Origin of the sequence: Sorangium sp. So ce145 (genome assembly GCF_051525985.1) — a bacterium.
In the GTDB taxonomy this organism is placed as follows: Bacteria; Myxococcota_A; Polyangia; order Polyangiales; family Polyangiaceae; genus Sorangium; species Sorangium cellulosum_B.
In genome coordinates this window covers 2,860,015-2,874,510 of record NZ_CP150315.1, presented here as the reverse complement: position 1 = coordinate 2,874,510, position 14,496 = coordinate 2,860,015, and the positions used below count along the sequence as shown (strand labels likewise).

General features: G+C 70.3%; 8 protein-coding genes. All 8 read right to left on the bottom strand.

The features are described 5' to 3' along the window. Window positions 1-395 precede the first annotated feature (395 nt). From WMF34_RS11025 to WMF34_RS10990, 8 genes are read right to left on the bottom strand one after another with little or no spacing between them, the layout of a single operon-like run. Window positions 396-4,379: a DUF6519 domain-containing protein gene (locus WMF34_RS11025; RefSeq protein WP_437993256.1), complete on the bottom strand. Its 3,984-nt coding sequence runs from the start codon at window positions 4,377-4,379 to the stop codon at window positions 396-398. Between the two features lie 18 nt (window positions 4,380-4,397). Further along, on the bottom strand, window positions 4,398-6,563 hold the full coding sequence (locus WMF34_RS11020; protein ID WP_437993255.1) for a hypothetical protein: 2,166 nt from the start codon (window positions 6,561-6,563) through the stop codon (window positions 4,398-4,400). Beyond that, a complete protein-coding gene (locus WMF34_RS11015; RefSeq protein ID WP_437993254.1) occupies window positions 6,560-9,559 on the bottom strand; it encodes a putative baseplate assembly protein in 3,000 nt (999 codons plus the stop codon). The genes WMF34_RS11020 and WMF34_RS11015 overlap by 4 nt, the downstream gene beginning before the upstream one ends. Beyond that, complete coding sequence (locus WMF34_RS11010; RefSeq protein WP_437993253.1) at window positions 9,556-12,123, bottom strand: putative baseplate assembly protein; 2,568 nt, start codon at window positions 12,121-12,123, stop codon at window positions 9,556-9,558. Before WMF34_RS11010 ends, WMF34_RS11015 begins: the two co-directional genes overlap by 4 nt. Further along, window positions 12,120-12,479: a GPW/gp25 family protein gene (locus WMF34_RS11005; protein WP_012234732.1), complete on the bottom strand. Its 360-nt coding sequence runs from the start codon at window positions 12,477-12,479 to the stop codon at window positions 12,120-12,122. The genes WMF34_RS11010 and WMF34_RS11005 overlap by 4 nt, the downstream gene beginning before the upstream one ends. Continuing rightward, window positions 12,479-12,802, bottom strand: a complete 324-nt coding sequence (locus WMF34_RS11000) for a PAAR-like protein (protein WP_012234731.1) — start codon at window positions 12,800-12,802, stop codon at window positions 12,479-12,481. Before WMF34_RS11000 ends, WMF34_RS11005 begins: the two co-directional genes overlap by 1 nt. After that, window positions 12,802-13,374 (bottom strand): phage baseplate assembly protein V, encoded by a 573-nt coding sequence (locus WMF34_RS10995; RefSeq protein ID WP_437993252.1) that lies wholly within the window; start codon window positions 13,372-13,374, stop codon window positions 12,802-12,804. Before WMF34_RS10995 ends, WMF34_RS11000 begins: the two co-directional genes overlap by 1 nt. Beyond that, window positions 13,371-14,486: a phage late control D family protein gene (locus tag WMF34_RS10990; protein ID WP_012234729.1), complete on the bottom strand. Its 1,116-nt coding sequence runs from the start codon at window positions 14,484-14,486 to the stop codon at window positions 13,371-13,373. The genes WMF34_RS10995 and WMF34_RS10990 overlap by 4 nt, the downstream gene beginning before the upstream one ends. Window positions 14,487-14,496 lie beyond the last annotated feature (10 nt).

The window sequence follows — 14,496 nt, the reverse complement described above, 5'->3', positions numbered from 1 at the left end:
CCCTCCGTCGCTGCCCCGCACCCAGGTGTGGCTGCGGTGGGAGAGCCGCCGCAATGAACCCGAAGCAAAAAAGAAAAGCGAGGCGTTCACCTCGCTTTTCCCAATCCTCCGCCCACGGACTCGAACCGCCCCTCATCCTGCACCAGTTTGCACCAACACATTCAGAGGCGACCATACAGCGACGGTCGGTTTGCCTTTCCTTTTCGTACGCTAACTCGAGATGCTCTTGCGAACCTCTCCCGCCTACGGACTCGAACCGCCCCTCATCCTGCACCAGTTTGCACCAACACACTCAGAGGCGACCATACAGTGACGTTGTTTGCAGCACGCTGGTTTAAGCAGGGAGAGCTTATGAAATCCGGGCCGCGCGGTCAAGGGCCGCAGCGCCCGACGGCTCATTCGAACGGGCTCGGGTCGGTGATCTCCTGGTCGACCGCGAACTCGGCGAAGTTGTCGGCGACGCGCCAGAGGCGCGGCGGGCGCCCGGGGTTCGTGGCCTGGACCCGGACGCCACAGTCGAAGTCGACCAGGTGGTTCTGGCGGATGATGCACATCCCGCCCTGATCGCCGAAGACGCGAATGCCCTCGATGTAGCCGGCGGCGGCGAGGGGTGTGCGCTCGACGACGACGAAGTTGTTCTCGATGACGAGGCTCTGCGCGTTGCCGACAAAGATGCCGTGACGGTCGCGTTGCTCGTCGAGGCTGAAGTGTACGTACACGGTATTGCCCTCGACGAGCAGCCGCTGGATGGCATCGCGGCGCGGACCGCCGTCGTCCCTGGGCGCGTGGCTGAGGCCGACGTGGATGCCCTGGAGGGCACCGCGCACCGTGTTGTCGCGGACGCGGACGTCACCCGCGTGCTCGCCTGCGACCACGATGCCCTGCGCCGCGATGCTGGTGCGCTCGTCGGCGAGCAAGTCGTACAGGTGTTTAAAGCCGGGCAACTCCGCGACGGGAACCGGCGGAGTCACGTGGAGGCCCGCGAGGGCGCCGAAGACCGCGTCGATGTGCCCGTCGAGGGCCCCCTTCAGCTCCGCGAGCGACAGCTTCGAGGGCTCGGAGATGGTGTTCAGCAATGTCGGCCAGTCGCGCCCGCTCAGCACCGCGACCGTGAGCAGGGTAGCCTGCGGCGTCCGGAGCGACCGCGGCCGAATCAGCGCGAATAGCTCTTTGGCGCGCTTCGGGTCGAGGCGCTCGAGGCGCTCGAGAATCGTCTTCTCGCTGGGCTGCTCCACCCCTTCCGCTGACGGCGGCTGGAGTCCGGCCAGCACGAGCCTGCGCAGACCGGCGCGATAACGAGGGTTCTGCATCAGCCAACCGAGCTCGACTTTGCCGGAGACGACCTTGACGACGTTGTCGACGACCTCGGCGCGCTTCACATCGACGAGCAGGAGGCCGACTTGCGCGTCCTCGACGAGGAAGGTGGATCCGCGGACGCGCACGTCCTCGGCGTCGACGACGGTCATGGCCGAGGCGGCGCGCACCGGGCCAGCGCCGGACTGGAGGCGGACGTTCTCCACCGTGACGCGATCGGTGCCGCGGAAGGTAAGCACGCCGTTGAGGTGGCGAGGCGGCGATTCTTCCCCCGGCTTCTCGGGCACCTGGGCGACGCCGGCGCGACCGGAGAGATCACGCGCGAGGACGCTCTTGCACTCGATGAAGACGAGCGCCTTCTCGATATTGCCGGCGTCGAGGAACGTGGCCTCGCCGGCGCCCGAGATCTTGAGGTGGCCCTTGCCGCCGATCAACACGGGGCTCTCGAAGTGGAAGGTGCCGGGCGTGAAGCAGACGTGAGCGTCCTCCTTCTCGCCGATGCTGTCGAACACCTCCTTGAGCTTGGACTCGGGCGTGACGATGATCTCGCGGCAAGCGCCGTCGCTGCAGATGCGCTCGAGCGCCTGCTGCACGGTCGAGGTGCCCTGGAGCAGGCGGCAGCCTGGATCAGGCGTGAAGGCGACCTGCGCGGCGGTGCTCAGGTTGGCGGTGACCTCGATCCACGCGGCGGGGCCGGGGACGCGCGAGGGGTTCGTCAGGGTGACGCGCGCGCGCTGCACCGGCGCGCCGGCCGGGTCGGGGCGCCAGGAGAACGCGGCGACGCCGTTGTTGTCGGTGGTGAGGGTGAGCGTGGCGGGACCGGCGCCAGAACCCACGCCGGCGGAGCTCACGGCGAGGGCACCGGGGGCGGAGATATTGAGCTGCGCATCGACGAGCGGACCGCAGTGATCGCGCACCTCGATCTGGATCGGCAGGGGCAGGACCTGGCCCGGCATCGCGTCCTGGCCGTCGCCGGAGAGGAGGCGCAGCACAGGCTCGTGGGCGAGCTGCTCGATGGCGGCCTGCACCGTCTTCTTGCCCTGGAGCGCGGCGCACTGGCCGGGATCGAACGCCACCTGGGAGGCGACGCTGCGGTTGGCGGTGAAGGTGATGGGCAGGTGTCGGAGCGCGCCCGTGACGTCGAGGAGCTCGGCCCGGACCTGGTAGAGGTTGCCGGCCGACGCGCCGAGCGACCAGCGCGCGCGGGCGGTGCCGTCGGCGGCCGTCTCGAGGACGATCTCCTGATCGCTCGCGGCCCCCACGTTGGTGTACGTGGGGGCGGGCGCGAGCGCGCCGGCGCCGGGGATCGAGCCGCCGTCGGGTCGCGCCTCGTGGAGGATCTTGAAGCGCACGCGCGCCCCCTTCACGGGCCACTGGCCGTTGGAGACGCCGACGACGAGATCGGCCGGGAGCAGCGACAGGGCGGCCGGCAGGGTGAGATCGGGCATGACCTCCTGACCGTCGCCGCCGAGATAGAAGAAGCTGGTGAGCTCGGTGACGGGCGGGAACAGCTTCCGGCAGTCGTGGACCGAGACAGCGGTGTCGCTCGTCCTGGTGACGAGCCCGAGCGCGGCGTAGTGGTGCTCGACGCCGACAGCCGGTTTGTGCGACTTCTCCGGGAGCCAGTCGATCTGACCGGAGCGCTCGTCGGCGGTCGCGGCGCGCGCGGGGATGTTCCAGTAGTCGCCGCGTTGAAAGCGGGTGTTCTTGAACTGGACCTGGACGGCGTTTTCCAGCTCGATCCAGTCGGTGGAGCTAAAGCGGATGGCGCCGATGCCGTCCCAGCGGCGCAGCTTGGCGGTGGCTCCGTGGTTGACGCCAGAGCTGCCGCCGAGCGGCGTGGGCTCGGCGGCAAGCGTGATCGTGCGCTTGCCGTCGGTCTCCTTGATCTGCACGATCTCGCCGAGCTCACCTCGGAGCTCCTTTCGCTCGTCGGTGATCTCCACCCACTGGCCAGGCGCAAAGCCAAGGATGGTGTCGCGGCCGACGTCGTGGACCGTGAGCTTGTCTTTGTCGATCTTGTTGATCGTGGTCACCACGGAGCCGTTGTCGCGAGACCACTTGAAGACGGCGTCGACGAGGCGCACCCTGGGCTGGTCTTCGTTGATGACGTCCTTCCCGACACCGCCCGAGAACGTGAGCGTGCCCGTCGCTGCGTCGACCTTGATCGCGAAGACGACGGCTGAGCCCTTGTCCGTGAAGATCTCGACCGCGGCGCTCTCCTTGGCGACGAGCCGGGCCTGCACGGCCGCGAAGAGCGCGGAGGCCGTCGAGATCTGGATGGATCGCCGGTCGGTGCTCACCGTGGCCTGGACGGCGGGCGCGTTCGTCGCGGGGTTGCGCGCGCTGTTCTCGTGGATCTCGACGCGATAGAGCTGGTTCTCCAGGCCGCGATAGCCGGCGCTCGGGGAGACGATGCAGGGGTCGGAGCTGCGCGCCTCGTGGGTGCAAAACGCGGCCATCGTGCCGTTCGGCGGCGGATGCGCCGCGAGGAAGGCCTCGAAGGCGCTCTTGCAGTTCGGGGACGCGAGAGCCCCGATGTCGGCGAGGCGAACCTGCCAGACGGTCTTGATGCGCGTCGCGGTGTCGGGGCCGCCGAGCGCGACCTCGCGGAGGTGCGGCTCCTCGATGACGGTGATATGGCGCTGCCAGACATCGAGGTACGCGAGGTAGACCCCGTTCGAGCTCGGCGCCGCGGCCGGAAAATCCGGCTGGTTGTCGAGCAGGATCCTCTGGTCGTTCTCGCAGAGGATCCCGTCGACATAGTAACGGCCGGCGGTGATCGCGAGCGCGCCGGCGGTGATCGCCGGCGGCGCGGCGTTGCCAGGGATGGCCTTCTCGTCGTCGGTGAGCGCGTCTGTCGCGGTCACGAGGCGGAAGCCGGCGGCGTGCATCGGACCGCCCGCGCGGCCGATGAGATCGAGCGCCTCGGTCTCGACGCGGTGAGCGACGATCTCGGCCTGCTCGTTCCAGTCCGCGTCAAGCTGCACGCGGCCCTGCTGCATGAGCAGGCTGCGGTAATGCCTCGTGGGGTCGAATGTCCGCCGGCTGAAATCGCCCTTCATCGCTGTTCTCCGGATCAGCTACGTCGCGTAAACAATCCCCGCTTCGAGCCCGAAGCGGAGGTATTCATCGAGCCGGACGCGAAGGTGATCCTCGCGCTGGGGCTGGTAGAGCTCGTGGAAAACCCCCATCTCCGAGCCGTCATCGGCGCCTCGGCGGATCTCGTCGGGGCACTTGAGGCTGAGTCGGCCATACTCCGGATCGCCGTAGCGTGTCGAGTCGAGCATGGGCCGGACGCGCGCGGCGTCGGCCTCCGACGCGGGCTGGCAGTGCGCGCGCCGCGGGACGCGCGAGCCCGGAGGGACGTAGGAGAAGCGCACGCAGCCCTCCTGCCGGCGGCGCACGCGGACCGGCTCGAGCCACGGCCATGGGTTGTTCGGATCGTTCGGGTCGTTCGACTCGTTCGGCTCGCGGTACGCGAGCAGGATGGAGTTCGACACGAGCTCGATGGCCGCAGCGTGGATCTTGCCGATCAGGGTGCTGCTCACGACGCGGAGCGACCCACCGGGGCCCTTGGGGCCGTTGTCGCCGGGCGCAGCGTAGGCGACCGCCGACCCCGAGGAGGCATCGACGATGCTGGCCGTGATGGTGGCCTTCGCCTCGTCGACGACGCGGAGGCCGCCGACGATGGCGTGGTCGAGGACGAGCTCGGTGTTGGCGCCGAAGACGGTGAGGCTCGGCGCGCCGGGGCTCGTGGGCTTGCCGTCGGCCCCGAGGGCGATGCCGGGCAGGAGCGTTGTGTGCTCGATGCGAAGGAGGCGGATCGGGTCGTCGCATTGGACGGCCCTGCCGGCGATGAGAAGGCCGCTGAGGGTGATCTCGCCGTCCTTCGCGCCGCGCAGAATGAGCGGGCCGCCCAGGATCACGAGGGTCGGACGACGCTTGTCGGCGGCGCGGATCTCGAGCGAGGGGAACGAGGGGACGGTGAGGTTCTCCTCGTAGCGAGCGCTGTCGTCGATCTCGATCACGCCGCCGGCTTGCGGGAGCGCGTTGAGCGCGTCCTGGAGGGTGTGGATCGGGCCGGTCTTGGAGACGCGGATGACGGTGCGCGCGCCAGGGCTCGCGGCGGTGCTGCGCGTGTATTCGCCGCCACCGAGGTTGGCGGTGACGCCCAGGTGGTAGCTGACGAGCACAGAGGCGGTGGGGGCGGTCCGGAACTTGATGCGGCCGAGCGCGGGATCGACGGCGACGGTCTTGTCGAGCGGCGGCTCGCGCGACCAGTCGGAGAGATCACAGGCCACGACCTTGGTGCGATCGATGAGCGCGGGCTCGTCGCCCGGCGTCATCGTCTCGATCTTCAGGCTGCGCCCGTAGTAACCGTCGGCGTCGCTGCCAGCAGCGGTGAGATCGCGGTGAAGCTCGCGCCGGCTGATGCGGCCGGGGACGTTGGCGGGCTCGGCCAGGTGCGTGAGCTCGCGCTCCGTGCGCGCGTTGTTGAAGAGAGCGACGTCCGCGCCGAGCGGATCGAAGCGGAAGCAGCGCGCGTCGACCTTCGATGCCTCGACGCGCGTGAGGGGCTGGGCGCGCAGGCGGAAGAGGAACAGGCCGACGTTGGGAATGCCATAACGGCCAACGCCCGCGAGCGGGAGCGCGTCGAGCGCGGGATCCAGCACGCCGCCGGGCGGGGTGAGGGGCGCGACGCGGGCGCCGTCTCGCGGGGGGATGCGCCGCACATCGACGGAGTGCGGGAGGTCGGTCCGGCGTGCGAGGCGCTCGAAGGCGGTGCCGAGGTACTCGAGGCGCGAGGCGTCGCGGACGCCGATGAAGCTCGTGTTCTCGGGGCGGAGGTGGTTGAGGTGCTGCGTGGTAGCGACGAGCTGGAAGAACTCCACCGCGCGCGCGGGCCAGCCGGTGGCGTCCCGTGCGAGCTGTTCCAGCACCGCTACCGTGCCCTTGCGCCGGCGGTAGGCAATGGTGTTGGCGACCTCGGCACGGGCGTTCGGGCCTTCGATGCCGGTGCTCGGCAGGCCCGTGACGCCGAGCAGATCGGCGATGTAGGGCAGCGTCCAGGGCGCGCTCGTCTCGACGAACTGGTCGTCGTGGAGCTGGGCGAGGTTCTCCTCGAGGAGGGCGACCTGATCGGCGATCACACCGAGCAGGGCGCGCAGCGGCTCGTCCCGCTCCGCGTCGCGAAGGCGGTGGATCTCGGGCAGCAGCTTGTAGAGCGTGTCGGCGTCGAAGCTCATGCGATCACCTTCAGCTCGGTGAGCGGCAGCGTGGTGAGGGTGAGGAGCTCTGCGGGCGCGGCGGTGTCGGCGAGCTCGCCGCCAACAGGCGCCCTGGCCTGGAGGAAATCGGCGCGATCTTGCTCGTGGAGGCCGCCCGTCACCCGAACGATGGCGTCGAGGTCCACCATGCGGACACCCGGCACGCGCTGGATGACGGCGATCACCTCGCTGGCGAAAACCCCGTGGCCGAAGGCGCGCGGCGTGAACGAGAAGGCGCTCCGGAGAGCCGCGACCACGGCGGCGAGCACCTTTTCCGCCTCGAAGTCGGCGTCGACGCCGATCCCCGCGCTCACGGTGAACGTCGTCGAGGTGTACGTCTTGATGTCGAAGAGCACGGAGGGATCGCCCGCGTCCTTGATCGCCTTGGTGAGGCCGTCGTAGAGCCGGGTATTGGAGAGCACGGCGTCACCGTCGACGCCCGCGACCGTGAGGAGCACGCCGCGTGCGTCGCCGTTCCACGTCCACGCGGCGTGGGCCTTGGCGATGCCGGCGTAGGATCGGGCGAAATCCTCATAGTCCTTGAGCGAGACGATGCGATCGAGCGTGAGCACGCTGAGCGGGGCGTTCTGCTGCGTGTCCTCGATCGACTGCGGATCGGCCGCGCCCGAGGGCGCGAGCGGGTTCACGACGCTGCGCACGCCGAGCGGGCGCGTGAGGAGGAGGCTGAGCTGCCCGGCCGCGACCAAACCTTCGCGGCCGATGCCCTTGCGGTAGCGGGCGATCACGTTCTCGCTGCCGGTGGGGAGGCGCGCGCCCGCGCGGCCGTCGCCGAACTGCACGGTGACCTTGCCCACCTCGTCCGTCTGCGTGACGTAGACGCGCTCCTTCGGGCCGCGGCCGAGGAGGGTCGGGACCTCGTGCCACCGCACGTCGTCGACGCGGACCTCGAGCGTGGTCGCCCCGCCGCTCGGGACGTCGGCGCTGACGTAGGTGAGCGGCGCCTGGCGCAGCTTGAACCTCTGGTAGGCCTGGCCCGCATCACCGCTGCCGAGCACCTCGGCCGGGGTCGTCTCGCCGTGCGTGGCCGGGGCGACGTTGCCGAAGATGGCGACCGCGTCGCGCCGGTAATGGCCCGCGATCGACGCGAAGGTGAGCTGGGTGAGGTCGCCGACCCGATCGGTGGAGACGAGCTTCACGATCTCGGCGGCGGGCGCGCCGCTGACGTCGGTGCCGGCGATGATCATGCGCCGCCCAGCGCCGGGATCGGAGATGAGGCGGTCGAGCAGGACCGTGGTGCCTTCGACCGCATCGGTGCGCGACCGGGGCGCGATCTTCAGCTCCTCGCTCTGTGCGTAGACCGTGATCCGGCGGACCTGGTCGTTGAACACCTCGCGGAGGTTCTCGCCTTCGAGGGTGAGGCGCGTCGTCTTCGCGGAGAGCGTGAAGGCCATCCGTGCGTCGTCGGCGACGTCGGTGACGGCGTAGAGCTCCTCGTACTCGGGCGTGGCGACGACGGCCCAGCTCCCCTCCGTGATCGAGGGGAACCGGCCGTCGAGGTGGATGGTGTCGACATCGAGCGGCGTGAACACGCGCGACGGGATGACCGTCTCCGCCATCTCCGCGGTCGACCACTGGAGCTTGATGCGCGCGGCGCCCTCGTTCTCGTAGTAGTCGACCCGGATGGCGTAGCGCCGGCCCTTCGCGAGGTAGATGGGCACGCTCTGCTGTGGAGTACCCGCGTTGTTCTTCCAGAAATCGATGATGAGCTGCCCGTTCACCCAGACGCGGACGCCGTCGTCGGCCACCGCGTGGAACGTGTAGCTGCCGGTGCTCTCGGGACTGAGCCACGCCATCCACCGCACGGAGAAGGTCTCGCCGCCGATCGAGGGGTGCGGGCTGCCGGTGCCCCAGTCGAACTCCACCCTGGGATCGATGCGGCGCACGCGGCGGCCGGAGAAGTCCGAATTGCTGTAGTACGCGGCGGTGAGCCCATGCTCCGTGCTCGGCACGAACGACTGAGCGATGGACGCGAGATCGAGGTCGGGCCAGTCGGCGGGGATGGGGCCGAAGAAGTCGACGTCGCCGCTCTTCTCATTGACCGTCTTCTCGACGTCGCCGAGGTATGCGGCCTTCACGCGGTTCGGTAGGCTGCGCCAGTCGGGGGCGGAGCCGCCGAAGACGCCGGCGCGCTGGCGGAAGGCGAAGACCTTCACCCCCGCAGCGGCGGGCAGCACCGCGCTCTTCCCGCGCTTCCAGCCGAGGCCCTCTCTCCAGGTCACGTGCGTTCGATTCGCCGGCGGCTCGGGCGTGACGGAGACGAGGCGGCGGAAATCCCAGCGCTCGCTGGAGAGGTCGCCCTCGCGCTCCTCACCGACGATGAGGATGGCATCGCCGGGCTTCAGGCCGGTGGCCACTCCGTCGAGCCAGAGCTCCTTGAGGCCGGCCGGGAACGACTGCGGCTCGGTGAGGATGGGGCGAAGCGCGTTGAGCTCGGGCCGCGCGACGATGTCCTCGACCGTCTCGTAGGTCTGCGGCCGCTCGTTCGGGCCGGGGACGCTCTGGACCCGGGTGCCGCTGGGGATGGGCACCACCGGGGGCGCGCCTTGCGCGCTCTCGAGCGTGAAGACGAGATCGACGCTCGCCGCCACGCCAGGCCGCAGCGCGTAGCCGATGAGGCGGGCGAGCTCGATCACGCTGACGCGCTCGGTCGCGGTGCGCAGGTAGGCCTCGTTGGCGATGCGCTCTTGATAGAAGGTGAGCACGTCGGCGACGACGGCCCAGGCGTCGAGCAGGGCGATGGTGAAATCGTCGGGCTCGCGCGTGCGGAGGCGGCCGAGCACGGGTCGCCGCGCGTCCGTGAGGCTGGCGAGCATGCTCTGGAGGAAGTCGGAGTGAACCCCGACGCGGTACGCGATCGCCGGCAGGCCGGGTCGGTTCTCGATCACGATCGGCGTGACGACGCCCGTGCCCTCGCAGCAGCCGCTGTCTCCTCCGGTACCCACGTCGACGCTCATCGGCCGCCCTCCATGCCAAGGCGCAGGACGCCGCGCTCGGGGAAGCTCGGATCGTTGGCGAGCTGCGCGATCTCCAGGCGGCGCAGCGAGAGCTCGCCGCGATCGAGCGCGGTGCGATCCGCGACGCCGAGCCGCTGGAGCTTGTCGATCCTGACCGCGCGCACGCCCGGCACCGACTGCGCCGCGGCGTAGATACGGCTCACGTACACGGGCTGGGCGAAGGTGAAGTTGTCCGGGTGGAAGAAGCCGCGCCCCCCGCTCGGCAGCTCGCCGCTGGAGAAGACCTCGAGCAGCGCGGCCTTCACGTCGCTGCGGAAGTGATCGGGGCTCACGCACACGTGCAGGTCGAGCTCGAGCGGCACGAACGTGGGGCCGTCGATCTCGATGTCTTGCCCGGCCATGCGATAAGGCTCCAGGAAGGCGCGCAGCTTGGCCTCGAAGTCGGCCTCGATGGCGCGGCCGCCCAGGCGATCGACGGTGATGAAGACGGTGCGCCAGCTCCCCGTCCAGCGCAGCGTCGCCACCGCGCGCTGCACCTCGGGGTGCTGCTCGGCGAAGGCGGCGTAATCCTCGGGCGTGACGGCGCGCTTGGACACGCGGAACGCGGAGGGAGCCACCTGGCGGACGCGCTCCACGCTCTCGGGATCGACGCCGCCCTTCGCCGGGAGCGGGTTGCGCGCGCCCTCGATACGATCGTCGCTCGTGGCCACATGGGCGAGCGCCTCGGCGCCGACGTTGCCGACGGCGCCGTTGCCCACGCGGTAGCGCGCGACGGGGGTCGTGCCCGGCGCGGGGCGCGCGCCGTTGCGATCGTCGCCGAAGCGGAGGGCCGCGCGCCCGTCGTCGTCGACCTCCACGACGAAATCGCGCGCGAAGGCGTCGCTGGAGAGCAGATCGCGCTGCGGGTACCAGTCCCAGGCGTCGTCTATCCGGAGGAACACTGCAGGCCGCACCTGATCCATGGTCCAGGTCATCGCGGCGGCGGCCGGCGCCTTGGGGTCGAAGCCGGTCACGCGGCGCTCGTTGCCCTCGACCAGCGTGATCGTCGCCGCCTGCGTGATCGGCCCCGCGGCGAGGTACGGGCGGTAGCGCGCCGGTGGGACCCAAGGCTCGCAGGGTTCGCAGCGATCGCAGCCGCTCGCGGCCGGCGGGGCGAGGCGCAGATCGGGAAACGGCACCGGATCGAGCGGCTCGTCGAACAGGGTGACGCCGTGATCCGCGAGCACGATATTGCCGCGGGCCACGCTGACCTTGTCGAGGTACTCGCCGCCGTCGAGCTGCGCCGAGATGCAGAGCGGGAACGGGAGCGCGTCCGCCACGTCCCAGGCGATGATCGTGACGTCGAGGGCCGCATCGCTATGCGACTCGAGGAACTGGCCGCCGAGGGGGTCGCTGCCCTTCTCGACCCTGGTGAGGCGGACGGCGTGGCGGTGCGCGGGGTCGGCGTCGGCGGGTTGGCCGGTGCGCGGGCCGACGACCTCCTCGAACATCAGCACCATGCCCTCCTTCAGGTCGGGCTGCCAGCCGGCGAGCGTCGCCTCGGTCGCGCCGCGCGGCAGGCAGCACGCGCGCTGACCCCAGGTGTAGAAGGGCAGCTCCTTGTGCTTGTCGAAGAGCACCACCTCCTCGGCGGTCTCGAAGCACGCTGCGCCCGCCTCCAGGAGTCGCTGCTCGTCGCGTCCCAGCTTGCGCGGATCCACACCGTCTGGCGCGACGCGAGGGGAGATCCCGGCAACGTCCGTGTACACGCGCGTGCCCAGGGGCAGCTTGATGTTGAATGCGTCGCTGGTGAGGCGGATCTGTATCCACACCCGGGCGTTGCAGCCGTCGTGCATCGCATAGTCCACGAGCCGGGCGTGGCGCCGCACGGAGACGCGCCGCCGGGCCGTGCCGAGGTACGCCTCGGTGGCAACCGCGTCCTGCTGGTAGCTCAGGTGATCGCCGACGTAGGCGAGCAGCTCGACCAACGTGACCCCGATGTCCGCCGGGTTCTGCTCGCGCCAGCCCGGGAGCAGGAGCGAGAGCCGATCGAGCATCAGGCGGCGGAAGCTCGCGTAGTCCTTGGCCAGGTAGTCGATCGCCGGCGCCTCGCGGCGCGCCTCCCGGGAGACGCGCGGCGGAGCGCAGTCGAAGTCGCTCGGGCACTCGACCTTGAAGGAGAAATCGATCGCGGAGAGCAGCGGATCGAAGTCCTTCACGTAAGGGTCGCCGTCGCGATCGCAGAGCCGCAGGGTGTACGTGGAGTAGTCGCCGGGCTCGGTGACGCGGACCACGAGCACCTTCTCGCCGCCCACCGCCTTGATCTCGGCCGACGCGACGCCGATCTGGGTGACGCGTACGCCGCCGTCGATGCGCACCTCGAGATCGCCGTTGCCGACGGCCTGCTCGAGCGCCGCGTCGGGCGCCTTGATGAAACGGACGTGGAGCTCGCGCTGCCGATCGGCAACGTTCGCCGCGGCTCGATCGATCACCTCGAGAAAGTCGATCCCGTTGAGCTTGCCGTGCGCCTCGACCGCGGCGCGGCGGCGCTCGTCGCAGCAGGAGAAGACCGCCCCGGCCGTCACGGTGCCCCCCTCGAGAACTGCGCCACGCGGCGCTGCTGATCGCGGCGGACCACGTAGCGGACCGTCACGCGCAGGGTGGCGTCCTCGCTCTCGACACGGACATCGTCGATCTGGATGAGATCGCCGAGCCACTGCTGGAGCGCGCCCTGCACCGAGACCTGCGCCGCCGCGGCGATGGCGTCGCCGTTCGGGCCGAAGACGAGGCTCAGGAGGCCGCTGCCGAAGTTCGGCCGGTTGACGCGCTCGCCGGGGATGGTGAAGAGCACCTGCTCGATGAGGTCGCGGATGTGATCGTCATCGCCGGTGACGCCCGTGCGCCCGCGCCCGTCGAAGTGATAGGGGTAATCGAGCTTCATCACTGCGCCCTCACACGCATCTGGGAGGCGACCACGCTGAGCCCTGTGCCCGTCGGCGCGCAGACGGCCTGGCTGTCCTGGAGCAGGAGCGGCATCCCGCCGGCGCGCACGCGCGTCGCGCCCGTCACCCACATGGCGGTGACGCAAGGGCCGGTCGCCTGTGGCGGCGGCGGGAACGCGCAGCCGGCGATGGCGTGCGGCCCGGGCTGGGTGACGACGGGCTGGCCGCCCACCCGCACGCGCGGGTTGGGCGACGTCGCCTGTGCCTGGCCGCCGTGCACGCAGAGCACGGTGGCGCCGACGTGCAGGACCGGCCCGGGCATCAGAGCACCTCCAGGGCGCCGTCGTTGACCGAGACCTGCGGGCCGGTGAGCTTCACGCTCCCGCCGGCGCCCGTGTCGAGCTGGATCGAGGTCGCCTTGATCGTGATCTGCGGGCCCTGGAGCACGATGCTCGCGCCCATGCCGTTGTCGATGGTGACGTCCGTCGCGGTGATGGCGACCTTCTGCCCTCCCGAGGTCTTCAGGGTGATCCCGCCGATGCCCGGGGTGTCGTCGAGCACGATGGAGTGCCCGCCCTCGGTCTTGAGCATCACCTTCTTGTACGGAGGCGCGAGCAGATCGGGCGGGATCTCGGCCGTGGAGCCCCACCAGGCGCCCGACCAGATCGGGTAGTCGGGGTCGCCGTTCTCGAACTCGACCCACACGCCCGCGCCGACCGTCGGGAGCGCGAAGAACCCGACGCCGCTGCCGCCGAAGGGCGCGCACGGCAGGGCCCAACCGCTCTCGTCTTCGCCCAGGACCGCGGGCACGCGGGCCTTTATCCGGCCCTGCATGAGCGGATCCTGGATGTCGGAGACGATGCCTCGGTACTTTCCGTAGAAGGTCCTGCTCATGGCCGCACCACCGGCAGCAGCGCGCCGGTGCCTTCCCTGCTCAAGCTGAACTGCTGCGTGTAGCTGCCGCGTCGGATCAGGTGCGTGACCCGCTCGACGTAGTAGTTGCCGTTGTGCGCGAAGCCTGCGCCGCGCACGCCCACGAGCCGCCGCGCGCGCAGCACCGACCCGTACCGCACGCCGTCGAGCTCGCCCTGCCCGCGCACCGGATCGGCCGCGTTCATGGATGCGGCGAGCGCCGTCAGCGCGGCGTCGGTCGGCCCCTGGTGCGCGGCGTCGCGCGCGAGCCGTGTGCGGAGCGGCGCCGCCGCCGACGACGCGAGCGGCGGCACGCGCAACGACGGCAGCGGCGGGATCGGCAGCGCGGTGCGGGTGAACGGCTCGACGAACGTGCCCTCGACGCCCGTGGGCGCGAGCGCGTCGTTGCTGAACGAGAGGCTCTTCAGGTTCGAGTCCGCGCCCATGTTCATGGTCAGCGCCGGCTGCGGGAGCCCGACGCGGCTGGGCGGCCCGAAATAGGCCGTGTTGACCCCGACCGTGACGGGCTCGATGTAGAACACGTAGCCGTTGCGCTGCGCCATCCGCTCGATGAACGCGAGATCGGTCTCCGCCTGCCGCGGGGTGCGCTGAAGCATGATGGGGATGCTCGTGGTCGGCATCGCCACGGGCACGAGCCCGAACTGCGGGTAGCGCGCGATGAGCTGGTTGAAGATGATGAAGTCCGGCTGGTTCTCGTACTTGGCGTTGCGCTCGGTGAGGTCGAGCGCGGTGCGCAGGTCGTGACCCATCACCGTGAGCGTCGAGGCGCCGGGCTCCTGGCTCGGCGCGAGCTGCTGGTGGGTGATCACGCCGTCGATCAGCACCTCGGGCACGACCCCCATGACGGCGGCGATCACCACGCGGGTCATGGGTTCCAGCGCGCCGGCGGTGATCGCGTCGTAATCGAGGAGGCCCTTGGTGACCGTGAACGTCAGGCGGAAGCCGTCGCCGCTGCGCGCGTCGTTCGTCACCTCCACCTCACCCAGCGTGTCGAGGAGGCCGGGAGGGGGCGGCGCCGGGATGGTGCGGCCCATCCAGACGAGCAGGCGGATTCCGAGCAGGCTCGCGAACAACGGCGGGCTC

Coding starts and splice junctions, on each gene's coding strand:
- WMF34_RS11025 (WP_437993256.1), bottom strand. CDS start 4,379: ATGAAGGGCGATTTCAGCCGGCGGACATTCGACCCCACGAGGCATTAC.
- WMF34_RS11020 (WP_437993255.1), bottom strand. CDS start 6,563: ATGAGCTTCGACGCCGACACGCTCTACAAGCTGCTGCCCGAGATCCAC.
- WMF34_RS11015 (WP_437993254.1), bottom strand. CDS start 9,559: ATGAGCGTCGACGTGGGTACCGGAGGAGACAGCGGCTGCTGCGAGGGC.
- WMF34_RS11005 (WP_012234732.1), bottom strand. CDS start 12,479: ATGAAGCTCGATTACCCCTATCACTTCGACGGGCGCGGGCGCACGGGC.
- WMF34_RS11000 (WP_012234731.1), bottom strand. CDS start 12,802: ATGCCCGGGCCGGTCCTGCACGTCGGCGCCACCGTGCTCTGCGTGCAC.
- WMF34_RS10995 (WP_437993252.1), bottom strand. CDS start 13,374: ATGAGCAGGACCTTCTACGGAAAGTACCGAGGCATCGTCTCCGACATC.